The organism is Alteromonas sp. W12, from assembly GCF_001924945.1.
GTDB lineage: Bacteria > Pseudomonadota > Gammaproteobacteria > Enterobacterales > Alteromonadaceae > Alteromonas > Alteromonas macleodii.
In genome coordinates this window covers 775,892-801,827 of record NZ_LQXH01000007.1, presented here as the reverse complement: position 1 = coordinate 801,827, position 25,936 = coordinate 775,892, and the positions used below count along the sequence as shown (strand labels likewise).

19 protein-coding genes are annotated in these 25,936 nt (G+C 44.6%); 4 read left to right on the top strand and 15 right to left on the bottom strand.

Annotation, left to right across the window (positions count from 1 at the left end; translation table 11 throughout):
* Window positions 1-133: 133 nt before the first annotated feature.
* The 6 genes from ispH to murJ form a co-directional block, all read right to left on the bottom strand.
* Window positions 134-1,078: a 4-hydroxy-3-methylbut-2-enyl diphosphate reductase gene (gene ispH / locus AWH61_RS11020; protein ID WP_014977011.1), complete on the bottom strand. Its 945-nt coding sequence runs from the start codon at window positions 1,076-1,078 to the stop codon at window positions 134-136.
* Between the two features lie 2 nt (window positions 1,079-1,080).
* Window positions 1,081-1,548: an FKBP-type peptidyl-prolyl cis-trans isomerase gene (fkpB, locus tag AWH61_RS11015; RefSeq protein ID WP_014950129.1), complete on the bottom strand. Its 468-nt coding sequence runs from the start codon at window positions 1,546-1,548 to the stop codon at window positions 1,081-1,083.
* Between the two features lie 14 nt (window positions 1,549-1,562).
* On the bottom strand, window positions 1,563-2,111 hold the full coding sequence (gene lspA / locus AWH61_RS11010; RefSeq protein WP_049586575.1) for a signal peptidase II: 549 nt from the start codon (window positions 2,109-2,111) through the stop codon (window positions 1,563-1,565).
* Window positions 2,104-4,923: an isoleucine--tRNA ligase gene (gene ileS / locus AWH61_RS11005; RefSeq protein ID WP_075177077.1), complete on the bottom strand. Its 2,820-nt coding sequence runs from the start codon at window positions 4,921-4,923 to the stop codon at window positions 2,104-2,106. Before ileS ends, lspA begins: the two co-directional genes overlap by 8 nt.
* 269 nt (window positions 4,924-5,192) lie before the next feature.
* Window positions 5,193-6,113, bottom strand: coding sequence for a bifunctional riboflavin kinase/FAD synthetase (ribF, locus tag AWH61_RS11000; RefSeq protein ID WP_014950132.1), 921 nt, complete (start codon window positions 6,111-6,113; stop codon window positions 5,193-5,195).
* A gap of 120 nt (window positions 6,114-6,233) precedes the next feature.
* Entirely contained in the window at window positions 6,234-7,793 is a 1,560-nt protein-coding gene (murJ, locus tag AWH61_RS10995; protein WP_075177076.1) for a murein biosynthesis integral membrane protein MurJ, read from the bottom strand.
* A gap of 450 nt (window positions 7,794-8,243) precedes the next feature.
* Between murJ and rpsT the strand changes: the two genes are divergently transcribed.
* Window positions 8,244-8,507 (top strand): 30S ribosomal protein S20, encoded by a 264-nt coding sequence (rpsT, locus tag AWH61_RS10990; RefSeq protein ID WP_014950134.1) that lies wholly within the window; start codon window positions 8,244-8,246, stop codon window positions 8,505-8,507.
* Window positions 8,508-8,689: 182 nt separating this feature from the next.
* Here rpsT and AWH61_RS10985 read toward each other — a convergent pair whose 3' ends face one another.
* The 4 genes from AWH61_RS10985 to AWH61_RS10970 all read right to left on the bottom strand — a co-directional run bounded on the left by AWH61_RS10985 (window position 8,690) and on the right by AWH61_RS10970 (window position 12,591).
* Window positions 8,690-9,442 carry an SDR family oxidoreductase gene (locus AWH61_RS10985; protein WP_014977015.1) on the bottom strand — a complete coding sequence of 251 codons (753 nt, stop codon included), beginning with the start codon at window positions 9,440-9,442 and terminating at the stop codon, window positions 8,690-8,692.
* Window positions 9,442-10,572, bottom strand: a complete 1,131-nt coding sequence (locus AWH61_RS10980) for a phosphotransferase family protein (RefSeq protein ID WP_075177075.1) — start codon at window positions 10,570-10,572, stop codon at window positions 9,442-9,444. Before AWH61_RS10980 ends, AWH61_RS10985 begins: the two co-directional genes overlap by 1 nt.
* Window positions 10,573-10,733: 161 nt before the next feature.
* Window positions 10,734-11,564, bottom strand: coding sequence for an SDR family oxidoreductase (locus AWH61_RS10975; protein ID WP_075177074.1), 831 nt, complete (start codon window positions 11,562-11,564; stop codon window positions 10,734-10,736).
* 127 nt (window positions 11,565-11,691) lie between these two features.
* Window positions 11,692-12,591 (bottom strand): bile acid:sodium symporter family protein, encoded by a 900-nt coding sequence (locus tag AWH61_RS10970; RefSeq protein ID WP_075177073.1) that lies wholly within the window; start codon window positions 12,589-12,591, stop codon window positions 11,692-11,694.
* A 119-nt stretch (window positions 12,592-12,710) separates the two neighbouring features.
* On the opposite strand from AWH61_RS10970, the gene AWH61_RS10965 reads away from it, so the two are divergent.
* Window positions 12,711-13,616, top strand: a complete 906-nt coding sequence (locus AWH61_RS10965) for a LysR family transcriptional regulator (protein WP_075177072.1) — start codon at window positions 12,711-12,713, stop codon at window positions 13,614-13,616.
* Between the two features lie 49 nt (window positions 13,617-13,665).
* Here the strand turns inward: AWH61_RS10965 and AWH61_RS10960 are convergent, their stop codons facing one another.
* Entirely contained in the window at window positions 13,666-15,684 is a 2,019-nt protein-coding gene (locus tag AWH61_RS10960; RefSeq protein ID WP_075177071.1) for a hypothetical protein, read from the bottom strand.
* Window positions 15,685-15,984: 300 nt separating this feature from the next.
* Between AWH61_RS10960 and AWH61_RS10955 the strand changes: the two genes are divergently transcribed.
* Both AWH61_RS10955 and olsF read left to right on the top strand, forming a co-directional pair.
* Entirely contained in the window at window positions 15,985-16,782 is a 798-nt protein-coding gene (locus AWH61_RS10955) for a UDP-2,3-diacylglucosamine diphosphatase (protein WP_075177070.1), read from the top strand.
* A 235-nt stretch (window positions 16,783-17,017) separates the two neighbouring features.
* Window positions 17,018-18,736, top strand: coding sequence for a bifunctional ornithine lipid synthase OlsF (gene olsF, locus AWH61_RS10950; RefSeq protein WP_044583878.1), 1,719 nt, complete (start codon window positions 17,018-17,020; stop codon window positions 18,734-18,736).
* A gap of 76 nt (window positions 18,737-18,812) precedes the next feature.
* Here the strand turns inward: olsF and dapE are convergent, their stop codons facing one another.
* The 4 genes from dapE to lon form a co-directional block, all read right to left on the bottom strand.
* Entirely contained in the window at window positions 18,813-19,988 is a 1,176-nt protein-coding gene (gene dapE, locus AWH61_RS10945; RefSeq protein WP_075177069.1) for a succinyl-diaminopimelate desuccinylase, read from the bottom strand.
* A gap of 534 nt (window positions 19,989-20,522) precedes the next feature.
* Window positions 20,523-22,415 (bottom strand): SurA N-terminal domain-containing protein, encoded by a 1,893-nt coding sequence (locus AWH61_RS10940; RefSeq protein WP_049586561.1) that lies wholly within the window; start codon window positions 22,413-22,415, stop codon window positions 20,523-20,525.
* A gap of 313 nt (window positions 22,416-22,728) precedes the next feature.
* Entirely contained in the window at window positions 22,729-23,001 is a 273-nt protein-coding gene (hupB, locus tag AWH61_RS10935; RefSeq protein WP_012518978.1) for a nucleoid-associated protein HU-beta, read from the bottom strand.
* A gap of 322 nt (window positions 23,002-23,323) precedes the next feature.
* Complete coding sequence (gene lon, locus AWH61_RS10930) at window positions 23,324-25,675, bottom strand: endopeptidase La (protein WP_039228334.1); 2,352 nt, start codon at window positions 25,673-25,675, stop codon at window positions 23,324-23,326.
* Between the last annotated feature and the right edge of the window lie 261 nt (window positions 25,676-25,936).

The window sequence follows — 25,936 nt, the reverse complement described above, 5'->3', positions numbered from 1 at the left end:
CTGTTCATGTTAAAATACCCAGTTCTAAAGGTATTATTATCCATTCGCAACTTGTTGAATTTCCAGTAGACAAAAGCATAAAAAAACACCGCAACTAAGTGCGGTGTTTTTTTATTTTGATAGTGCGGATAAATTAAACGACCTGTTTAACACGCAGCTCTTTAGGTACAGCAAATTCCACATTCTCTTCGCGTCCAGCACGCTCAGAAGCTGAAACAGCACCCCACGCTTTGAGCTTGTTTACCACACCTTGCACTAACACTTCCGGTGCAGACGCGCCTGCAGTAACGCCAATATGCTCTACACCTTCTAGCCATTCCTCTTGAATGCAATTAGCGTCAGCAATCAAATACGCTTTTGCGCCAATTTTTTCAGCCAACTCGCGAAGACGGTTCGAGTTTGAGCTATTCTGTGCCCCAACAACCAGTAAAACCTGACAATCTTGGGCTAGGTCACGCACCGCGTCTTGGCGATTCTGCGTGGCATAGCAAATGTCGTCTTTTCTCGGACCATTGATTTTGGGGAACTTAGCGCGAAGTGCATCAATAACATCGGCGGTATCATCAACAGACAGCGTAGTTTGGCTGCAATAATAAAGGTTGGTCGGATCTTTAACTTCAAGCGTTGCCACATCAGCTTCAGATTCAACTAAATAAATACCGCCATCTTCATTGCTGTACTGCCCCATGGTGCCCTCTACTTCAGGGTGACCAGCATGACCAATCAAGATACATTCAGTGCCCGTTTTGCTAGCGCGGGTAACTTCCATATGTACTTTCGTCACTAAGGGGCACGTGGCATCAAAGACCTTTAAACCGCGATTTTCCGCTTCTTTTCTTACCGCTTGCGATACGCCATGGGCAGAAAATATTACTATGCTGTCGTCTGGTACTTCGTGAAGCTCATCAACAAATAGCGCACCACGCTCACGTAGCCCATCTACCACAAATTTATTGTGTACCACTTCGTGGCGTACATAAATGGGCGGCTCGAACATTTCAAGCGCGCGTTCAACGATGGTGATAGCTCTATCAACGCCCGCGCAGAAGCCACGAGGGTTAGCTAAATGAATTTGCATAACTAGTTTCCACCTTGTGCTGACACGCCAGGTTTAACATCAATAATTTCAACGTCAAAGATAACCGTTTGCCCTGCTAGCGGGTGATTGAAGTCTACCGTAACAGAATCTCCAGCAGCACTTCGAATAATCCCCGGAATTTCTGAACCGTCAGGCTGAGCAAACGCTAAAATCATGCCTTCCTCAACCTGTAAATCTGCACCAAAGCGGCTTCTATCCATATAGTGAATATTATTCGGATCAGACTGGCCGAATGCATCTTCAGGGCCTAATTTAAATGACTTTTTGTCACCTTTTTTAAGCCCAAGTAAACACGCTTCAAAATTCGGCGTAAGGCTACCGTCACCCATCACCATTTTGGCAGGTTTGTTGTTTACACGAGTACTGTCAGCGGCAGAGCCATCTTCTAGCTTTAAATCAAAGTGAAGAATAACTTCGTTGTCAGCACCAATTATCAATGAGTCTGTCATAACCTTTCCGAATACTACTTAATGGTTTCGCTATTGTCCGCGGCACTGGCTCGCGCGTCTGCACCGTTCCCTTCACTTTTTTTGTCGCCATTTTTAAACATGTCGATAATAAGTAAGGCAGCGCCTATAAATATTGCGCTGTCAGCAATGTTAAACGCTGGCCAGTGGTAATTGTTTACGTAAAAATCTAAAAAGTCGATGACATAACCATGGACTAAACGGTCGTAAACATTGCCTAATGCACCACCTAGAATAAAGGCAAACGCTACGGGCAGCATTTTTTGCGAACGGGGTGACTGCTTCAGCCACCACAAAATCACTACACTTACAACAACAGCAATGGCAGTAAAGAACCAGCGCTGCCAGCCACCTGCATTTTCTAAAAAACTAAATGCGGCGCCGTAATTATGTACGTAAGTAAAGTTAAAAAACGGCAATACCTGTATCGACTGATACAACGACATGCTGTCGATAACCGTGTACTTACTCCATTGGTCGAGGATAAACGCAATTGCGCTTATCCACAAAAAACGCAAGCCTGTATCGCGAAAAAGCTTAAGCATAGTGGCGTTCTTCTCCATCACCATCAATGTTTGTCACACAGCGACCACAAAGCTCTTCGTGGCCTTCATGTGAGCCCACATCTTCACGGTGATGCCAGCAGCGAACACACTTTTCACCGCTTGCTTTATTAACGCTCAACCATAAACCTTCTACGTCTGTGGCTTTCGCATCAGACGGTGCACTGTCAACTTTCGTTAGCGTAACGCCTGATGTAATAAGTACGAAGCGTAGCTCGTCTTCAAGCTTTGCAAGTACGTTGTACAACGACTCGGTAGCATAAAGCGAAATACTCGCTTCTAGTGAGCCACCTAGCTCGCCATCTTTACGCGCCTGTTCCATCGCCTGGTTTGCGGCATCTTTTACGCTTAGCACTTGATGCCATAGGGCATCGTTAAACGTATCGCTTTGCGTGAAGTTGTTAAACCCTTCGTACCAGGTTTCAGTAAATACAAACTCGCTGCGCTCACCTGGTAGCGTTTCCCAGATTTCTTGTGCAGTAAAACTGGTAATAGGCGCCATCCAGCGAACCAAAGCTTCGATGATGTGGTACATCGCCGTTTGGCATGAACGACGGGCTAGCCCATCTGCTTTAGCGGTGTACTGGCGGTCTTTAATCACGTCTAAGTAGAATGAGCCCAGCTCGATTGAACAGAAGTGCGTAAGCTTCTGTGACACTACCAGCAAGTCGTAGTTGTCATACGCATCGATAAGCTCTTCTTGAAGTGCCTTAGCACGAGCAACAATCCAGCGGTCGAGCGCGACCATATCTTCTTCTGCAACCGCATCTTCAACAGCGAAACCATTCAGGTTCGCAAGCAAGAAACGTGCGGTGTTACGTACGCGGCGATAGCCATCTGCAGCACGCTTTAAAATTTCATCCGATACCGCAATTTCACCGCGATAATCAGTAGATGCCACCCATAAACGAAGGATGTCTGCGCCTAATTTGTTAGTCACTTCCTGAGGTGCCACAACGTTACCTACCGACTTCGACATTTTTCTGCCGTGGGCATCTACCGTAAAGCCGTGTGTTAGCACTTCTTTATAAGGCGCGTGACCGTGCATGGCAGTTGATGACATAAGCGAAGACATAAACCAACCGCGATGCTGGTCAGAACCTTCAAGATATAAATCGGCAGAGGCCGGAATGTCATCGCGACGATCGACAACGAAGTAATGCGTTACGCCTGAGTCAAACCAAACGTCTAGGGTATCTGTCACTTTTTCATAGTTGTCTAATTCGCTACCAAGCAGGGCTGCATCATCAAGATCCCACCACGCTTGAATACCTTTAGCTTCAACTTCTTGTGCAACCTTTTCCATTAACGCCGCAGACTCTGGGTGGATTTCACCGGTAAGTTTGTGCACATACAAAGGAATAGGCACGCCCCACGTACGTTGACGTGAGATACACCAGTCTGGACGACCTTCAACCATTTTCTCAATGCGGTTTTGGCCCCAATCTGGGATCCACTTGGTTTGCTTAATTTGTTCAAGTGATTCAGCGCGAAGGCCTTTTTTATCCATGCTTACAAACCACTGAGGCGTAGCGCGGAAAATAATTGGCGTTTTGTGGCGCCAGCAATGCGGGTAGCTGTGCTCGTATTTTACGTTTAGGACAAGGTTGCCCTTCTCTTTAACCGTTTCGATAATTTCATCGTTGGCTTTAAATACAAACTGACCTGCAAACAGCGGTGTGTTTTCAAGGTACACGCCATTGTTGCCTACCGGATTGTACACTTCGATATCGTATTGCTTGCCCACGTTAAAGTCGTCAACACCATGAGCTGGCGCTGTGTGTACACAACCTGTACCAGATTCAGTCGTAACGTGGTCGCCTAGAATTAACGGAACTTCAAGGTCTAAGAATGGGTGATTGACGTTAAGCTTATCAAGCGCAGCACCAGTACAGGTTGCCACTTCACGGAAATCTTCAACGCCGTAACGGTTCATGCAGCTTTCAAGCAGGTCCTGCGCTACCACTAGCCATTCATTTGAAGGCTGAACTTCAACAATCGCATAGGTAAGCTCTGGGTGTAAGCTGATTGCACGGTTGGCTGGCAGTGTCCACGGTGTGGTAGTCCAAATAACTACACCTGCTTTGTGTGTGGTTAAATCACCTTCAGGCACACCAAACGCTTCTGCAATAGCGGCCACATCAGCCACTGGGAACTTAACGTCGATTGCCGGTGATACTTTGTCTTTGTATTCAACTTCTGCTTCAGCAAGTGCTGAACCACAATCTGTACACCAGTGAACAGGTTTGAAGCCCTTTTCTAAGTGACCAGAGTCTACAATTTTACTTAATGCACGAATGATGTCGGCTTCAGATTTGAAGTCCATTGTTTTGTATGGGTTATCCCACTCACCAAACACACCTAAGCGTTTAAAGTCAGCCATTTGGCCGTCAATTTGCTTTTGTGCATATTCGCGACACTTTTGACGAAATTCAGCCGCCGTAACTTTCTTACCTGGCTTACCAACTTTCTTTTCTACCATCAATTCTATCGGCAAACCGTGGCAGTCCCACCCAGGAACGTACGGAGAATCGAAGTCAGAAAGGTTTTTCGACTTTACAATAATGTCTTTAAGAATTTTGTTAACCGCGTGACCAATGTGAATATCGCCATTTGCATAAGGAGGGCCATCGTGAAGAATAAACGGCTTTTTGCCTTTTTTCGCTTCACGAATTTTGCTGTATACCCCTTTTTCCTGCCAGTCTTTAAGCATTTTCGGCTCGCGCTGAGCAAGGTTACCGCGCATCGGGAACGCAGTTTCTGGAAGGTTCAGTGTGGCTTTGTAATCACTCATAAAATTGTATTATCCGGTTACCTTAATTTTCACCCAATGCACTAACACATTGTGAAGGCGATATTCATTTTGCGATGTTCAAATTAAAACGCTGAATGTAAAAGGTTCAACGTAAAACTGTGTGTCGTTCTTACTAGCGCAAGGCTGACGTTATATGTTCTAGCACAGTGACTTACTTACGCGTTTCGCGAACAAGGATCCACGCTTAAAAAATCAAGCTCAATAAAATTAATACGCGCAGAAACTTCTCGTGACTTTATCACGTTTAACTATGCTAATAACAGACGCGCTTGTGCTGCATCTGCTTGAATTTGATCTTTCAACGCCTCAAAAGAATCAAATTTAATTTCATCTCTTATTTTTGCCATCGGAAACACCGTAATAGGCTTGCCGTATAGGTCAGATGACAAATCAAAAATATGGACTTCCAGCTGGTTTCTTACCCCGTTAACAGTAGGGCGGGTGCCAATGTTCGCAACGCCGTTATAGTGTTTTCCATCTACGTCGACACGAACTGCGAACACGCCGTGAATTGGCGTTTTTTGACGTTTTAGCATGACATTCGCGGTGGGAAAACCAATGGTGCGACCTTTTTTCTCGCCGTGAACCACCCTACCGTGAATAGCAAACGGGCGCCCTAGCATTTCGGTAGACAAACCGAAGTCGCTGTCAGCCAACGCTTCTCGCACCGCGGTAGAGCTTATTCGATGGGCATGCATGGTAAAACTGTGGGTGCTTACTACTTCGAAACCGTATTGGCGACCTGCCGCCTCGAGCATTTCGAAATCCCCTTTGCGGCCATTGCCAAAACGGAAATCGTCGCCAACAACAAGAAATTTAACACCCAGTTTGTCCACCAATAAATCGTGAACGAAGGTATCGGCACTTTGCTTAGCAAACTCCGCGTTAAATCGCACAGCAAGCAGTCTGTCGACACCTTGTTGGCGCAGCAACTCGTACTTTTCGCGAAGAGGGCTTATACGCGCTGGCGCTTTGTCAGGCATAAAGACTTCTTCAGGCTGAGGTTCGAACACCATTACGGTGGCAGGAAGTGATAGCGATTTCGCTTTTTCAAGCACGTTAGCCAACACAGCTTGATGACCACGGTGTACGCCGTCGAACTTGCCAATAGTGAGCACACACCCTTTATGGTGCGGTTTTACATTGTTTAGCCCGCGGATAAATTCCACTGTTAGCCACTACCTTTTAACTGCTAGAAAATCAAAGCTCGCGATTATAGCCGACCGCGAGCACAATACCAAGCACACGGGCCATTCTGACTCCATGCGCTATTTCGCATCTATTGAATACTAATCGCCGCCGCTTCTGAAATGTCTGGGTCGCATGCCCAGCACCACCATGGTGGTCACAAACAATATAACCGACAGCGAAATGGTTATTCCTACCTCTACCATTTGGGCGGAAAGAGACAATTCAAAGAAAGCTAAGCCTTGATCGCGATAATAAATAAGCCCGCCCATGGCAGCACTTGCAATAACCACACGGGCAATAAACAAAACCGATGTGCGGCTTAACGCAAATACACCTTGTCTATGCAGTGTTATATAAAGCAAAGCGGCGTTAAGCGTAGCTGACATACTGGTAGCGACAGCAAGCCCTACATAACCAAACGGAATCGCTAAAATAAGGTTAAACACCATGTTTGCGACCATACACCAAATACCAAATTTCACTGGCGTCTTGGTGTCTTGGCGGGAGTAAAACCCTGGCGCGAGAATTTTTACCAGCATAAAGCTGAGCAAGCCAAACGAGTACGCGGTAAGCGAGTAAGACGCCATAATAGCGGTTTCAGCAGTAAACGCGCCGCGCTGAAAAATAACGGTCAAAATAGGCCTTGCCATCACGCCAAGTCCCACTGCAGCAGGTATGCCCAATAAACACACCATGCGAAACGCCCAATCGATATTCGCAGCAAACGCTTTGGGGTTATTACTGACGTGGTTTCGGGATAGCGTAGGTAAAATGACTGTTGCGATGGCAATACCAAACAACCCTAGGGGAAATTCAAGCAGCCTGTCTGAATAGTATAACCAGCTAATAGAACCGGTAACTAAAAAGCTGGCGATGAAGGTATCAAACAACAAATTGATTTGCCCTACTGACACACCGAATAAGGCAGGGATCATCAGGGTGCGTACTTTTACCACGTTTTCGTCATGCCAGCCCCACTTTGGCTTTACCAAGAGCCCTGCCCTGAACAAAAACGGTAGTTGAAACAAGAACTGTACGATACCGCCGATAAACACACCCCACGCTAGCGCGTATGCGGGTTGCTCCAGCGTAGGTGCTAAGTATATTGCGCATGCAATAATGCACACGTTAAGTAAAACAGGGGTAAAGGCAGCAACCGCAAACTTATTGAGCGTATTGAGTATCGCCCCTGCCAACCCAGTCAGAGAGATAAACGCCAAATAAGGAAAGGTAATTTTTAACATGGTCGACGCGAGCACAAACTTATCTCCGGCCTCGTCCCCTTCGAGCCACGCCACAAACCAGCCTGTACCAAATAAAGCCGCCAAAACAGGAGATGCTATTACCCCTATAATAGAAACTACAAAAACAATAGCGCCTAATGTACCGCTGACTTTTGCAACGAACTCTCTAAGCTGCTTTTTATCGTCGTTCTCGTGGACTTCGGTTAATACCGGAATAAACGCTTGTGCAAATGCACCTTCAGCGAATAGACGACGAAGAAAATTAGGAATTTTGTTAGCAAAGAAAAATACGTCAGCGGCTGCTCCATCGCCCATAAGCTTGGCAACAACAACATCACGTACCAAGCCTAATACTCGCGAGACCAAGGTCATAATACTGACGATAAGACCAGATTTTATTAACTTCCGTGACACGTCACACTTCCAATAAGAGGTAAAGAATAGGCTGAATAGCATCAGCCATTTGAAAGATAGTCAAAGGCGTCTGCTAACCGCAAAGCGGCAACGCTAGGTTGCAAGCGAGCCATAATAACTAAAGGCTATCGCAGGCGAAACGATTTCTTCAAAATAGTTGTGCATCTTTAACAACTTTCTTGTTATAATCCGCGCCCGGTATGGGGTGCTGTCGTTTATGCATGTCTATCGCTAAAATGTCTTGAAAGAATATCACTACGAATCTCTTTCAAAAAATGTCGCAGAGAAATGTCGCAAAGAATGTGCAACGTGTTGAGCATACTTTGTGTTCAATAGCTTGCGCGTTTTAACGCGGAACGATTTAAGTTTTAAATCGTTTGACATTTGGGCGTTTGGTAGGCACAATCCGCACCCTCGTTTTTGACATGAATTTATTTTGGGAGTTACACCTTGGCTAACATTAAGTCTGCTAAGAAGCGTGCAATCCAAGCCGAAAAGCGTCGTCAGCACAACGCTAGCCGTCGTTCAATGACTCGTACAAGCATCAAGAAAGTTATCGCTGCAATTGCAAGCGGTGACAAAGAAGCGGCACAAGCTGCACTTACTGCTGCTACTCCAGTACTTGACAGAATGGCTACTAAAGGCTTGATTCACAAGAACAAAGCTGCTCGTCATAAGAGCCGTCTAGCTGCACAAATCAAAGCACTAGGTTAATCTTTACGATTAGTAGTTAAAAAAGCGCCCTTCGGCGCTTTTTTTGTATCTGTAATCGACGCTAATTAGCATGGGTTACTGATTTTAAATTTAGACTTACAGGCATAAAGCCCACCACTAGGCGAGCTTTGTCACTAGATAAAAAATCTTTGCGGTGTATTCCTCCCCCAGCTATCCACTTATCAGCTCATCTTCCTTATTGAGCTTGCCGGTGCGATACGCATGATCCAGTGAAGGATGGCCCACGGCCAGCTTGGCACAAACGCATTCGCTTTTTCTTTATTGATTGCATTGACCATCGCGCGACAGCCCACATCGGTATCAACAATAAACGGTACTTTCTCTACTTTTTCGTTTATTTCGCTGCGAATAAAACCGGGGTGAATACAGGTGACATTAATCGGCGTATTCATTACATCCATTCGAATGCCTTCGGTCATTGATGTAAGCCCTGCTTTTGTTGCCGCGTATACAGTCATGGCGCGCCTAAACCCGCGCACCGCACTGATGGACGAAATCGTCACAAGATGACCATTATTTTGCGCCCTGAAGATGGCCATTGCCGCCTCACATTGCGCTAGCGCCGACACAAAGTTAGTCACCGCCGTTTGCTTGTTAGCGTGGAAATACCCAGTGCCAATTGACGCGCCCTTGCCCATTCCTGCGTTCACAATAACTCTATCAAGAGTTCCCATGTCATCTTTGAATGCGTCAAACACTTCAAACACCGCATCGTGATCATTGACATCCAGCGAGCGAATATACACGTCAATGTTTGGGTTAATTGAATGCAATTCGTCTTTCAATTTTTCTAAATTCTCAAAGCGTCTTGCGCATAGGGCTAGGTTACAACCCTGTTTGGCAAACTCAATCGCCATTCCCTTGCCTAGGCCTGAACTCGCGCCTGTGATCAGAATATTGCGTCTTGTTGTCATTATCGTTTTCCTGATGCTTTTATGGCCTTATTACAACGCCACATTAAGTAATGAATGAAGATCCAAAAGTTTTTAAACGCTGGATTATTGGTTTGCTTGTGGTGGTATCGATAGTAGATTTGCTGGGCAATACCGGCTAAACGGAAAAGCCCGTATACCTCGTAAAAGGTAAAATCATCTACATCTATTTCCATCTCTTTGCAGTAGTACGCAACCACCTGCTTTCGAGTTAGCATACCGGGTAAGTGAGTAGGCTGGCGGCGCGTTGATTGGGCCAAAAAGTCATCATCCGCTTGTACCCAATACGCCAAGGTATTACCCAAGTCCATAAGCGGGTCCCCCAAGGTCGCCAGTTCCCAGTCCAACACACCAATAATTTGCGTATAGTTATCTGGCTTTAACACCACGTTGTCGAATCGGAAGTCATTGTGGGTAATACAAATGCGTTCATTAGCGGGCATGTGGTTTTCTAGCCAGCGCATTATTTTTTTACCCGAGGGGACATTCCAGGTTTTTGCTTTACTATAGCGTTCGCTCCACCCGCTTATTTGGCGTTCTATATAGCCAGCACCTTTACCTAAGTGCTCAAGCCCCGCTTTCTTATAATCCACTTTATGAAGCTCGATTAAGCTATCAAGTACATTAGTGCAGAGTTGTTTGGTTTGCTGCTCAGACGTGTTTAAGCCTTTGGGTAAGTTCTTACGAGGTATCACGCCGGTAAACTTCTCCATTACGTAAAACTCTGTGCCTATAACGCTCTCGTCTTCACAAAGTCCAAGCATTTCTGGCACATAGCGGTAAACAGGTTTTAACGCATGCTGTAATCGGTACTCCCGCCCCATATCGTGAGCACCTTTCGCTTTAGTACCTGCTGGTGCCCGACGCAAAATTAACGACGTTTTTTCGCTCTGGTTTTGTTTACTGCCTTGATAGTCCAAGCAGTACGTCCAATTAGACGCGCCCCCAGAATACTGGGTGACTTGAGGCAAGCTATCGCTACTTTGTATCGTGGCCTTCAATGATGGACTCGAGGCACTAATATTTTCCTTAAGCCAATTGTGTACAGCGCTGACGTCTAGCTCTTCGCCAGCACGTACGCTGTCAGCTTTATCTACGACCTGTTGTTGCATATCTCATTCTTCTTGTATTTCTGTTTCAAAGGGCCTATTCAAAGTGCTAACTCACAATCTTTGGCTAGAAGATACTTCTGTTTGTGCCTGTACAAGAGCAGCTCGACAATTATCTTCAGATAGCTTGGCGACAAACAAAGGTGAGCGCGTTTCCGTTTTACCTAATTTTGCTTTTCCATTGCACGCTTCATCATCTTCGTTTGATTGAGCATATTTTTGATATAGCGCTGGGTTGGCAGCAGCTTCTTTAACAGGAAAGCGCGTTTACCCAGTTTATGGGTAAGAATAAGAAACTGCTTTTTATCGACTTGCTGAAATATGGACTCAGCCACGTCTTCTTTCGTCATGTCTGCTTTAGCAAAGAATTTATTGAGCATCTTGTGCGACGCTGGGTTGCTGCTTCGCATCGACTCATCTAAATTCGTTTTGAAGAAGCTTGGACAAACTACACTAACGTCAATATTGTCAGGTGCTAATTCCAACTTCATGGTTTCAGAAAACGACACGACAGCGGCTTTAACCGCGTTATAACTTCCCATGTAAGGGATAGGCGTTAGCCCCGCTTGTGATGCAATATTAATGAAATAGCCACCGCCTTGCTCTCGCATTATAGGTAAGAGGGCACGACTGACTCGCACCATGCCTAACACATTAATATCAAACACCCACTGCCACTGCTCAATGCTCTCATCTAAAAGACTGCCACCAGAAGCAACACCCGCATTGTTAAACACGGTGTCAACACCGCCCCAGCGAGTTTCCAAGGTGTTCGCTAACGTTTGAACATCATTTTCAGAGGTTATATCGCAATGGATGTAAAACGCATTGGCACCTTGGGCGGATAGCGTATTTACTGTTTCTTCACCTCTTTCTTGGTTAATGTCGGCAATGCAAATATCTAAGCCCTCGTCTTTGCCTGCCCACTTTTCCGCCCACTTAAGGGCAATGGCCTGACCTAAGCCGGTAGCGCCACCGGTAATCAATACGCGCATGATGTGTTTCCTAACTGTTCTTGTTTCATTATTCTTGTATCGGCGTTTATGTTTAGTTGCGCTTTATTGTGTTGAGCGCTAATCAGTACTTCACTATTCTCTTTAATTGACCGCCTTATCAATCCAATCAAACTGATTCCGTCTTTTGCAGTGGCACTGATGGCTGTTCGTTACGCATTTTTCGCTTTGCCCACAGGGCCAATAGTGCGGGCCCGATGTACATTGCTATGCCATATACACCAGGTGCAATCGCGTAATCAGGCGCATCTAAAAAGGTAATACATATCAGCATTGCAAGCGCCGCGTTTTGCACGCCTATTTCAATGGCCAGCGTGAGCGAGTCTTTAAATGCTAGGTTTGAAAGCTTAGCAAGCCCGAGTCCTAACAATACCGATGATAAATTTAACGTTAAGCAAACCAAAAACGCGCTTTCAAAGGACGCGGCTAAATTGTTTCTTTCTGAAACCAGCACGCCCACAATCATAAGCAACATGAAGTACATAGAAAACTGCCGGAAGAAGCTTTCAGTTTTAGTGGCAAACCTGCTGTTAAAGCGACGAATGGTCATGCCTAAAATGACCGGTACAATTGATATACCAACCAGCCCGATCACTGTTTGAATAATAGAAAAGTCTGGCGCGTTTTCTTTTACAAAGTAATCAAGAGCAAATTGAATGATAAAGGGCGTTGAGAAAACGCAAGCGATGGTAGAAATAGCGGTTAAGCTTACTGAAAGGGCCAGATTTGCTTTTGCAATGTGGCTGATTAAATTACTGGTCGTTCCGCCTGGGCATGCCGCTAAAACCATGACACCAACCGCAATATAATCGGGTAGACCAAAAACAAAGCACAGTCCTAGCGCTAACATAGGCAGCAATATAATTTGCCCTATAAAACCCGTTATTACTGCTTTAGGTGCTTTAAGTAGTCGGGCAAAGTCTGCAAGGGTTAGCGTTAGCCCCATACCAAACATAACAAATGCCAACGCTAGAGGTAACAACACCTCGGTAAGTACAGATGCCTGCATGCACACGCCCCTTACAAAAGAAGCCTCTATAAAAGAAACCTTTTATTAACATTTAAGCCAGTGTACCCTGTTTAATAATAAATAAAAATGATGCCTTATTATGGAAACCCATAAATGATATGCATGGAAAATTAGACCTAAATTTGTTTGTTGTGCTGCGCGCGGTCTACGATCAGGGCAGCATTACGAAAGCCGCCAACGCACTGCATATTACTCAGCCTGCGGTGAGTCACGCCTTAGGTCGCCTGCGAGAGAAATTTGATGATCCGCTGTTTATTCGTCATGGACGACAAGTCGTGCCTACCCCATTTTGCCAAGGCATTATTGCATCGGTTGTGAAATCAATAGAAACCCTTGAAAGTACGTTAAAAGGTAAAGTGGGCTTTGATATAAGTGATAAACCCCGTCAGGTGAACCTTGGCTTGAGAGATATTTTAGAATCTATATTTTTTCCCGTGCTTATTCCTCAGCTTGTTAAACATACTCCCAATATCACGGTGAATAGTAGACAGGTTACCTGGCCCGAGCTTGCTCCCGCGTTAGCCGCTAAAGATCTTGATATCGTAATTGACGCATTAGTTCCCACCAGCCGTGACATTCGTTCACAGTTTATCTGCGAAGAAACGTTTGTCGTGGTATGCGCGCCTAGCAATAGCTACGTAGATAACCCGAGTATCAAGAGCTACTCAGTTGCACAGCATGCGCTTGTATCTTTAAAAGACTCTAAATTAGATACGGTAGATCTAGCCCTTGCTCAGCACAATTTACATCGCAACATCGCATTGCAGTGTGAACACTACTTTGCCGCCGTTAACGTAGTTAGCCAATGCGATCTTTTGCTGACCATGCCAACGCGATTCGCCCAACAATTCAGTAATAAATTCGATATCGAAATTCTGCCCCTTCCATTTGACGTCCCCCCACTCCCCGTGCACATGTACTGGCACAAACACGCTGATGAGGATTTAGTGAATGTATGGATGCGGGATAAACTCTTAGAAGTGGTAAATAAGTTGGAACTATAAAAAAGCCGATACATTTGTATCGGCTAACATTTATATAAAAAGGCTAATATTAAAGAATGGGAAGCGTTAACTTTCCGGATGCATTTTCACCAGCTTTCGTTTGATATTCATAACTAAAAGTCACACTAACTGGGCTTTCAGCGGTATTATCCTCTAAATATAGGCCAGTACTATCTCTGTAGATGTACTCACCGTCGGCAACTGTAGACCCACGTAGATAAGATATACCAGACTGATTAGAGATACTTTCATTTTGAGCTACATTTATTGCAAGCATACGCTGCATAAAAATGTTTTCATCTCGAACTAGCTCATAGCTGTTAACAAACGCGTATTGATTTCCATATTCAGTGTAACTTTCAAAATTAATAATAAGGTAATTAAGCGACTCGACTGATGTTGGCAGCAAGATACTCACTGAATTCCCATAATTATTTGCTGAATTTGAAACCCCTGCAGTATTTTCACTAACGATAACTGAACCATTAGAATAGAAATTACTGTTATCTAATTTTAGCGCGTTTATATCGAACTCTGCCGTTTCATCTGTGGGAGTAGTGAATGAATAATCGTCACCATAGACATTTGCTGAAACGCCACCAGAAATTGGGGAAACTTCTCCAACTGCAAAACGGTAATTAGTATTAGTTAGTAATTCTGTAGCTGGGGTAAACGTGTGCTTAACACCGCTTAATCCAACACTCTGGCTTAGCTCTACATTCGCCTCTTCGCTTAAAATATAAGTGTAACCGTTAGGAACACTATCATCAGCAGACTCGTTTCCGCGAACAATTGAAACCTGGTCATAAGTTAGGCTGACCTCGTCCAATTCTATATCCACAGCTTCGCTGTAATACACAGAATAAGCAAAACTAGACGGGTTAATATTCGTAGTAATAACTTCGACAGTTGCTAGGGGCTCAACTTCAGTGGGAACTAGTACTAAATTAATCACCTCAGAATCGGCTACTGTGTAATAGTTATTTGATTCAAACCCACTCGTATTAACGTTAATTGAAGTTTCTCCCGTGGCGTAACGTGTTGAACGACTGAGGTTAACACTGCCCGTCGAGTAAGTGATATCACCTACCTGGAAAGAAGACATTTCAAACGAGATACCACCATCAAAAGGAATGACCAACTCATAAGAGCCACTTTCTTCGTCATATTCAGAAATATACGTCTCATCAAACATATCCATCATGAACTCAGCGCCAGCGATAGGCTCGCCCATATTGTCGATAAGGCTAATTACAACAGTTTTCTCCTCTGCAGCCTCACCCTCGTATTGACTAAGGCTAATTTCCTCTTCCGTAAACTCACTTGCATCGTAAATAAACAGTGTATCACCTGATATATTTACATTGCCGTTGTTGGTGAAATCGAAGTCAGCTTCACCGTCGCTATCTATGTCGATATTCGCGCGCAACGTAACGTTCAAGTCTCGCGGCAAAGTGATTTGATAAGTTTGTGTTTCGTCATTGAATTCGCTTTCATGGGCAAAGTCAAACACGCTGCTAGTAGATGAACCGGAATAAGAGAAACCGACAAAGCTAAGCCCGCTTATCGCTTCCCCACTTTCTGCGTCCGTAACGCTAAACGTCACTTCAACTGGCGCAGAAACCCCAATAATACCAATGTCATCGTAACCTTCGCCTGCACTCACAGGGCCGGTAGTTATGAAAAATGCGCGCTCAAGATAGCTTTCATCAGTGGATGAAACTACAACGGTCAGGTCTGCGCTTGCTGGTAACCCTTCTAAGTTGAAACCGCCATTCTCTGAGGTTACACCTTCAGCAATCACTGTATTCCCTTGATAAACAGCGACATTCAAGCCCACTAAAGGAATATCAGTGCGAGTATCAACCACCGCGCCTGCCAGCGTAACCGAAGTTTGATTATTTTCGATTTGCTCTGCAAGGAGGTTATTTTGTTCAGTAAGTACAGCATTTTGTTGATTAAGCGCGTCAACAACTCCGTCATTACTATCGTCGTCAACTTCAATACACCCTGTAAGAGCGAGGGATACAAACAGTGGGATCGGGGCGAGCTTTTTATTTATTTTCATGAGTGGCCTCTTAGTTTTTACGTTACATCACAATAGAAACTAAGGACGAAGAGAGAACGAGAGGATATTAATAACGGTCTGAATACTGAGACTGAACTACCTTGTACGTTACGAAACTTCATCCTTGAAATACCAGAGTATCCGATACGAATTTAATTTGCATGTAATTTATAACGATAATTCTCGCCCTTTCCTTATACTTTAGGTTAAGTTTGTAACACAATAGTCAAGCAAGCGTCACGGTAGTGTCAATTAGCAAACCTATAGTGATGGTCCAAGGCATCGCTTTGGAAAACCGCTATGAAAAAGACACACTATCGTACGCTTTGGCTTTCAGATATCCATTTGGGAAATCGCGACTGCAAAGCTGAATACTTACTTTCCTTTCTGGATAGCATAACCGTAGATACCCTCTATTTGGTGGGTGATATTGTTGATATGTGGCAAATGACCAAGCAATTTCGCTGGCCACAGGCGCACAATCAAGTCATGCACAAATTCATGCAAATGAGCCAAGACGGCACGCGTGTGGTGTACTTACCCGGCAACCACGATGAACCAATTCAGTCTTATTCTGGTATGGCTTTCGGTGATATAGAAATAGAGCGAGAGTTGGTTCACACCACAGCACAAGGGAAGCGTTATTTAGTCTTACATGGCGATCAGTTCGATGGCGATGTAACTATGGGCAAATTCCATGCGTGGATTGGCGATAAAGGTTACGACCTTTTGCTTTTTCTAAATAGAGAGTTTAATCGCCTACGCGCGTGGCGCAAGCGAGAATACTGGTCACTTGCGGGCTATATTAAAAAACACATTAAAGGAGCGAATGAAGCCATCGCCCGTTATCGAGAAGCATGCTGCAGGCGCGCCGATGAAATGGGGCTCGACGGTGTTGTGTGTGGCCATATTCATCACCCTGAAAGCAGCTTTGAAAACGGCATTCACTACATTAATGATGGGGACTGGATAGAAAACTGCAGTGCACTGTCAGAAGACGTGAACGGTAACTTATCTCTTATTCATTACCTTGATTCATTAGAGTCAGCCACCGTAACACCAATTACAACCAAAACCTCTCGCTCAGAAGCAGCATAGCTGGCATTACACAAATGGGGCTGTAACGGCCCCTGACTTTTGCTATTCACCAAGCAACAGGTGAATTCCAACCCCATCCATCAAGGTTAGGGCCTGCTGACCTGTGCCCCACATCATAGGTTAACAGGTCATAGTTACAACTTTTTAACACTGTCAAATAACTGCCATGAAACTGTGTGAAAAGCGTCACATTGCCCTGCTATTGTTCGCCAAAACCGGAAGAGAAACAGGTTCTATGTTTACTGTAAACGACGTACTGAACAAGCATTACCCTCAAGTAGCAAATAACCCCATTCTATTTAAGTCGCTGTCTTTCGTATTAAGGCACCTTCTTCACGAACGTGAAATTACCGAATTTGGTGAAACCTATCCGCATTACGAAGATATCGATTTCGTAGAGCAAGTGCTTGAATATTTTAATATCAGCTACTCCACGCGCGATGTAGAAAAAGAACGCATTCCAAGTGAAGGCAGAGTGGTGATTATTGCTAACCATCCGATTGGCTCACTCGACGCACTTGCGCTTATAAAGCTGGTTAGTGAAGTACGTCACGACTTGAAAGTGGTCGCCAATGAAATGCTTATGGCCATTGAACCGCTTCACGATATGCTGTTACCTGTAAACAATATGCAGGGAGGCACACCAAAACAGCATTTATCGGCAATTCAAAAACACCTTAACAGCGACGGCGCCATATTGATTTTTCCTGCCGGTGAAGTTTCTCGATTACGCCCGCAAGGTGTTCGCGACACCAGATGGCACACAGGTTTTTTACGCATTGCAAAGCAAGCAAAAGCACCCATATTGCCGGTTTATATAGACGCGAAAAATAGCCCGCTTTTTTACGGCGTGTCCATGGTGTACAAGCCATTAGCCACCGCGCTGCTCGTCAAAGAGATGTTCAAACAGCGTAAGAAGCATTTACCTATGCGCATTGGCGAACTTATTCCATTTGAAGCGTACCAGCAAACCAATATACCCCTAAAAGAGCAGGTAAAGCTGTTTAAGCGCCATCTGTATCGCATTGGCAGTAACAAGAAAGGCGTATTTGAAACCCAGGCTTCTATTGCCATGCCAGAAGACAGAAAAGAACTGGCCCGCGCTATGCGAGACTGCGAACATTTAGGTGAAACTGGCGACGGAAAATCTATTTACCTATACCAACACAAAAGCTGTTCACCGATTATGCGAGAGATTGGCCGCCTGCGCGAAGTGGCGTTTCGAGCCGTGGGCGAAGGTACCAACAAACGTAGAGACATCGATCAGTACGACTCCCACTATTATCACCTTGTACTTTGGGATGACAACGATTTAGAAATTGTGGGTGCCTACCGCTTTGGCGATGCTGAGCTTTTGACAGCGCCAGACCACCCTACCGGACTCTACTCTGCCACCTTATTTAATTACGGTAAGGACAACGATAAACTCTTCAAAGAAGGCTTAGAGCTAGGGCGAAGCTTTGTCCAGCCTCGCTATTGGGGAAAGCGTAGTTTAGATTATTTGTGGTTTGGTATCGGGGCATTTTTAAGCCGCTACCCAAAGTATCGCTATCTGTTTGGTGCGGTGTCACTCAGTAATGCCTACCCTGAACCCGCTAAAGATTTATTGGTACAATTCTATTCCACGTACTTCCCTGCCAAGTTTGGCGAAGCGACCTGCAAGCGACCTTATCAAATGGCGAACGACGCGTTACATCAATTTACAGGTAACGATTATAAGGCTGAATTTACCCAGCTAAAACACTTACTGGCTAACATGGGCGTAAACGTACCAACACTGTACAAGCAATACTCTGAAGTGGCTAAAGACGGCGGGGTGGCATTTTTAGGCTTTAATGTCGACCCAGATTTTAACGACTGTATCGACGGACTGGTGGTGGTTGACATGCAAACACTTACTGAGAAAAAGCGCAAACGCTATCTAACCGATATTCAGCTTAAAGCCACAGCCTAAGCGAAGAGGGAGCTTCTGACAAACGCTCCCTTTCTCATTCTACGGCCTTCCGCTTTACTGAAAATTTCAGAAGTCGTTATCGCTCGCCAACATACTTAAGAATGTCGGTATAAATATCTTCAAGAGTGAGCAAATCAGACACATGAATGTGTTCGTTTATTTGGTGAATGGTGGTGTTTGGCACACCCACTTCAACCACTTGTGTGTGCTCACTAGCAAAAAAACGCCCGTCAGAAGTACCACCAGATGTACTGATAACAGGGTAACGCCCTGTAGCGCCCTTTATCGCTTTTTCTACGCAGGCAATTAAGCAATGCTCCGCATTACTCTTAGGCTTGCTCAAGTAAGCTTCACAGGGTCTTGAAAAGCTAACTTTGGCTTCTGTATCAATGCTATTGATAATACTGCGCAGCAATACCGATAAACTGTTTTGATTAAACTGCCACGAATATCTGACATTAAACTCTATACGAACAGCACTAGGCACTATGTTATCTGTGAAGCTTCCCGTGTCCATGTGTGTTATTTGAAGCGTAGTACCAGGGAAATCATCACTCCCCTTGTCAAATGGGTACTGTGTTAGCGCATTAATCACGTTACTCGCTTTATGGATAGCATTTACCGCTGTCTTTGGATAAGCCACGTGACCTTGCTTTCCTGCAATATGGATAGTGCCGGAAAGTGAGCCCCTGCGGCCAATCTTAATTGTATCGCCGGTTGATGCAGATGCAGAAGGTTCACCGACTAGGCACATATCAAGCTGGACATTTTTAGATGCCAAATATTCAGCTATCCATTTAGAGCCCCACTCCGCCTCCCCTTCTTCATCACTGGTGATTAGCCACCAGAAAGAGACCTTTTCCTTATCTAACGAGGCAATGGTTCGCTCTGTTGCCGCTAGCATGGCTGCGATGCCTGTTTTCATATCGGCAGCACCACGTCCATATAATTTATTTTTGCTAATTACGGGACTAAAAGGCGGTGACTTCCACTTATCAAGAGGACCTGGGGGCACAACATCAGTATGGCCGCTAAATGCAAAGTGATTCGTGCCCTGCCCCCACCTGGCGATGAGGTTGCTCACTCCATTAATTGTGTATTTCTCACAAAAGAAACCGAGCTTTTCGAGCTTGTATATCAGGTAACTTTGGCAACCAGCGTCCTGTGGGGTAATCGACGCTCTTGCCATAAGCACTTCGGCAAAATAAATACTGCGAGCTGGCGCTATGGAAGGTAAAGGCTGAATTGACATGCATAAGAAACCTTTATGAAACGTGGGTCTATTACACAAATGTAAAGTGACACGGCAATAACAGATTTACGACAATGCCATGACAGCCGACAAAGTAACCTGAAGCTAAAAATAATAAAGGGTGATAACAAGGAAGGCGACAATGGGTGAGTTGGCGACTGGGACTGGCTCGTTAAGATTTGTCTAAATCGACGCGCGTTGTTATAACTAGAACATAACTTAAAGAAAGGCATTACTGTGTTAAAAATCATTGTTTTAATACCCCTTATTTTGTCACTACTCTGGTTTGGCTATTTACAAGCCAACAAATACACTCTGGAGCAAGGCAAGCAAGGGTTTCTGTACATATTCGTGTTATCTGGTGTTATTGCGGCATTTTATACACTGATGCTGTTCTTAACGAACTAACGCACTTCAAACAAACACCCCACCACTGTGTTGTATAAAAAAAGCCAGCATCTATGAAAGAGGCTGGCTTTTTAGTAATTACCGGTGTCACTGCTAGTCGCAGCGACAGCTTTTACGCAGCAGTGCTTATAGCGTCTGTGAGATAGTCACTTCTGCATTTGCGCGAAGCGCATCAATATATTGTTGATAAACGCGCTGGCCTTGTACCTGAGCAAGGCGCTGCTTCAGGCTTTCACCCAACTCATTCTCAAGCTCTGGTGCTGCGTTAACGTTTTCAAGCATAACAACAGCAACGTCACCGTTTACCGTTGTTGCAACATCAACTTTATCTTCGCCTTCAAGGGCAAGAGAGAAAAGCGTGTCAACGAGTGCACGTGCAAGTGTACCGCCCGCTCTCGGAACAGCAGCTGCTGTCTCCCAAGACACAGACTTTTCAGCTAGCTCGCTTTCAACGCTTTCTCCAGCACGCACTTTTTGTGCGATATCAAACGCCCAAGCTTCTGCAGCTTCTTTTGACTTTTCAGCCTTAACAGAGGCTTCGATGCCTTCGCGTACTTCTTCAAGAGATTGAGTACGCTGAGGCTGATGCTCAATAACACGCGCAACAACAACGGTTTCGTCGTCTAGTTCTATAATATCGCTATTAAGCCCTTCATCAATAAGTTCAGAAGAGAAAGCAACGTCTAGTAAACCAGGGAAGCTTAGATCAGCGGGTGCGGTGTTGCGACTAAATACCACTGACTCTTGCACAGGCAAATCAACCGCGTTCGCTGCATCTTCTAACGTATCAGGTACTTCAAACGCAATTTCAGCTAACGTATTTTGAAGCTCAAAGTACTTTTCCATAGCTGCGTCATAAAGAAGCGTATCGCGAATCTCACCCGCTACTTCATCGAAAGATTTAACTTGTGCTTCTTTTAAGTCTGTTAACTTGATGATGTGAAAACCAAACTCGGTTTCAACTACGTCGGATACATCACCAACATTTTGTAAAGCAAAAGCTGCTTCATCAAACGCTGGGTCCATCATTTCTGGTGTAATGAAGTCTAAGTCACCACCGTTTTCGGCAGAGAATGTGTCATCAGAGTTTGCTTCTGCAAGAGCCGCAAAGTCTGCACCGTTGTCGAGTTCTGCTTTTAATGATTCTGCTTTTGCTTTCGCTGCATCGGCATCATCGCCCGCTTCGATAAGAATATGAGAAACACGGCGCTCTTCTTCTTTGCCGTAGCTTCCCAGGTTATTTTCGTAGTACGTGCGAACCGCTTCTTCATCAACCGAAACGCGATCTTTCAAGTCATCGACACTTAACTTAACGTAAGCAAGTTTAACCTGCTCGTCAGTATCGAAAGAGGCGATGTTGTTATTATAAAAAGCTTCAACATCCGCATCTGTCACTTCGATTGAGCCGGCAAACTCATCAGAGCTCACTAGCACGTATTTCGCATCACGAGTTTGGCGCTGTAGCGCATTCGCTTGCTGTACTTCACCGTCCAACGCAAATGAAGAATTCGTTAGCGCTGCAGCCAACTGGTTTTGTGTCATTTGAACGCGCAGATAATCGCGGAAATCGGCTACTTGAAAACCGTTTTGACGAAGAATGGCTTGGAAACGTTCGTTATCGAACTGACCTCCAAACTGGAATTCAGGCATTTGTGTTATGGTTTCGCGAATTTGTTTATCACTTACGCGCAATCCCATGTCCGTCGCTTGTTGCTGAATTAATTTTTCAGCAATAAGTCTGTCCAGTACATTTCTTCTGAAATCTGCGAGGTATTGCTCACTAGAGAAAAGCTGTGCGATGCTTTCGCCGTATTGTGACTCCATTTGTGCACGCTGATTCTGATATGCACGCTCTAGTTCTTGTGCCGAAATTTCTTCGCCATTAACAGTAGCTACTGCAGTAGTACCTGATGATGTTAGGTAGCTACCTACACCTGCGAATACGAAACTTAAAACGATAAGCGCGATAATCGCCATCGCCCATGGGCCTTGAGAACCTTCTCTGATTCTTTCTAGCATGATTGTTCTTCAACTCCGTTGCTTACTACAGTTACCTCAAACCATCACAAATCCGTGAGTGCGAGATAAAATAAGCGCTGATTATAACCCAATGCTGCCGAATATAAACGACCAAAACACACTATTTGTACTGTCTTTCGTTAAGTTCGAACGTTGCGAGGACATGTATAAAACTCATCAAGCCTCGTAGGGTTATTTCTACTCTTAAAATATTGGGGTCAGAGTCATTACTCTGACCCCAATATTGAATTCTTTGTTTTAGAAATAAAAAAGGCGATGGACTAGCCATCGCCTTTTTCTATAATTTTTGTGCTTAGTTACAAGCGTCTTTCAGTGCTTTACCAGCTTTGAAAGATGGAACTTTCGCTGCTGAAATCTGAATAGTCTCACCAGTTTGTGGGTTGCGGCCACTGCGAGCTGAACGTTCGCGAACTGAGAAAGTACCAAAGCCTACTAGTGCAACTTGGTCGCCGTCTTTAAGCGCCGCAGTTACTGAGTCAGTGAATGCGTCAAGAGCGCGGCCAGCAGCTGCTTTAGAAATGTCTGCACCAGCAGCGATTTGGTCGATAAGTTGAGACTTGTTCACAATTATGATCCCCTTCGATTGTTATTATACTGTTTGTCCAAAACGATTTTGCTTGAACGTTATAGCAAGCTTGATTGTTAACATCAAGCTTCAGTCACAAATAATTAACTTTATTAATGAATCGCTGCAATCCCTTTTGTGGCAAGGCTTCAAGCGAATACCACTTAAAGGTAACACAACTTTTGCGACTTGAAAGCCCTAATTTTAAAAAAATCAGGTTTTCTTTCGCTCAATGCACATTTTTTGTTCAATTATTGCAATTTTATAGCAAAAAAACGGCTACACGCCTTTAAAAACAAAGGATTGTAGCCAGTCGATTAAGTTATTTTTTAACCACCTTGACGCTTTCTACAGGTTCCTGCAGTGCAATATCAAGAACTTCATCAATCCACTTAACCGGATGGATTGATAAATCTTTCTTCACGTTGTCTGGAATTTCTTCCAAATCACGCTCGTTATCTTTTGGAATAACGACAGTTTTAATACCGCCTCGATGCGCAGCTAATAGTTTTTCTTTAAGTCCACCAATAGCAAGCACCTCACCACGTAGGGTGATTTCACCGGTCATGGCTACATCGCACTTCACAGGGTTACCCGTAAGTGACGAGACAAGTGCAGTACACATAGCAATACCTGCGCTAGGGCCATCTTTCGGCGTAGCACCTTCAGGTACGTGCACGTGAATATCACGTTTCTCGTAGAAGTCATCGTTTATGCGAAGCTTTTCTGCACGACTTCTTACCACCGTCATAGCAGCCTTAATAGACTCTTGCATGACATCACCTAAAGAACCCGTTGATGTCATTTTGCCTTTGCCCGGAACCGACGTTGTTTCAATGGTCAGTAAGTCACCACCTACCTGCGTCCAAGCAAGTCCTGTAACTTGGCCAATTTGATTGTCTTTGTCCGCTTTACCGTAGTCAAAGCGTTGAACGCCAAGATAGTCCTTAAGGTTATCCTGTGTTACGACTACTTTGTCTTTGCTTTTCTTAAGCAAAATATCTTTCACGGCTTTACGGCATACTTTCGACACTTCGCGCTCTAAGCTACGAACCCCGGCTTCACGGGTATAGTATCGAATCATACCGATAACGGCAGAATCGGTAATTTCCAACTCCTTCGCTTTAAGCCCATTGCGTTCCATTTGCTTACCAATTAAATGGTTCTTTGCAATGTTGAGTTTTTCATCTTCTGTGTAGCCAGATAGACGAATCACTTCCATACGGTCAAGTAATGGGCCTGGAATATTCATGCTGTTAGAGGTGGCTACGAACATAACGTCTGACAGGTCGTAGTCGACTTCCAGATAATGATCACTGAAGCTATTGTTTTGCTCTGGATCTAGTACTTCAAGCAGCGCTGACGCAGGGTCGCCTCGCATATCTGATGACATCTTATCGATTTCATCTAACAAGAACAGTGGGTTTTTGACCCCAACTTTCGCCATTTTTTGAACTAGCTTACCTGGCAATGAACCAATGTAAGTACGACGGTGACCACGGATTTCAGCTTCGTCACGTACGCCACCTAGTGCCATACGCACATATTTGCGACCTGTCGCTTTAGCTATCGACTGGCCTAATGAAGTTTTACCTACACCTGGAGGACCAACAAGACACAGAATTGGACCTTTTAGCTTCTTAACACGCTGCTGAACGGCTAAATACTCAAGAATGCGCTCTTTCACTTTCTCAAGGCCGTAGTGGTCTTCGTTAAGCACACCTTCTGCGCGGGAAAGATCTTTCTTCACCGGCGAGCGCTTGTTCCACGGCACGTTAGTCAACCATTCAATGTAGCTTCGAAGCACGGTAGCTTCTGCAGACATTGGTGACATCATCTTAAGCTTTTGAAGTTCAGCTTTCGCTTTATCTTCCGCTTCTTTAGGCATTTTAGCGTCGGCTATCTTTTTAGATAACGCTTCAAATTCGTCAGGTGCGTCATCCAGTTCACCCAACTCTTTCTGAATAGCCTTCATCTGCTCATTCAAGTAGTACTCGCGCTGGCTCTTTTCCATTTGCTTTTTAACGCGAGTACGAATTTTCTTTTCGACCTGCAGCAAATCAATTTCGCCTTCCATCAGCGCCATCAGATATTCAAGACGCTCATTGACGCCCTGCATCTCTAACACTTTTTGCTTTTCAGTAAGCTTAAGAGGCATATGTGCAGCCATGGTGTCGGCTAAACGAGGCGCATCTTCAATGCCATTTAGTGATGTCAGTACTTCTGGTGGAATTTTTTTGTTTAGCTTTACATAGCCTTCAAACTGAGAAACCGCAGAGCGAATAAGCACTTCTTGTTCGCTCTCATCAATCTCTTCATCAGTTAGTTTGTCTACATTAGCAACAAAGAACGGCTCTGATTGCTTATAGCTTTCAATTTCACCGCGAACACTACCTTCTACCAGCACTTTAACCGTACCGTCGGGTAGCTTTAGAAGTTGTAGGATAGTAGCAATAGTACCGACGGTATAGATGTCGTCCGCTTCAGGCTCATCTACGCCAGCGTCTTTTTGTGCTACTAGAAAAATTTGTTTGTCATTATCCATTGCCGCTTCTAGACAACGAATTGATTTCTCACGCCCAACAAATAGGGGTATGACCATATGCGGGTAAACAACCACGTCCCGCAAGGCAAGCACAGGAATTTCAATGCGATTTTCACGCTCAACTGTCATACTTGTTCTCAATTAGTTTGAAATGTCATTTTTATATGGGGATGCAAGAGCAAAGTTCAATCGAAACTTATTAAAGTGCGTTAATTCCTTAACCTTACCTTCCCTGCTCTAGGGCCTGTTGACCTTAATATAACCATTATCGATTTTGCCTCGAATGGCAATACTAAACGCAAAAATCTAGTAGAAAGGATAGCGAGATTTGTTTTAACCGCTCAAAAATCACCCATTTTCAAGGTATACCCTTTTGTTAGACGTAGGTCA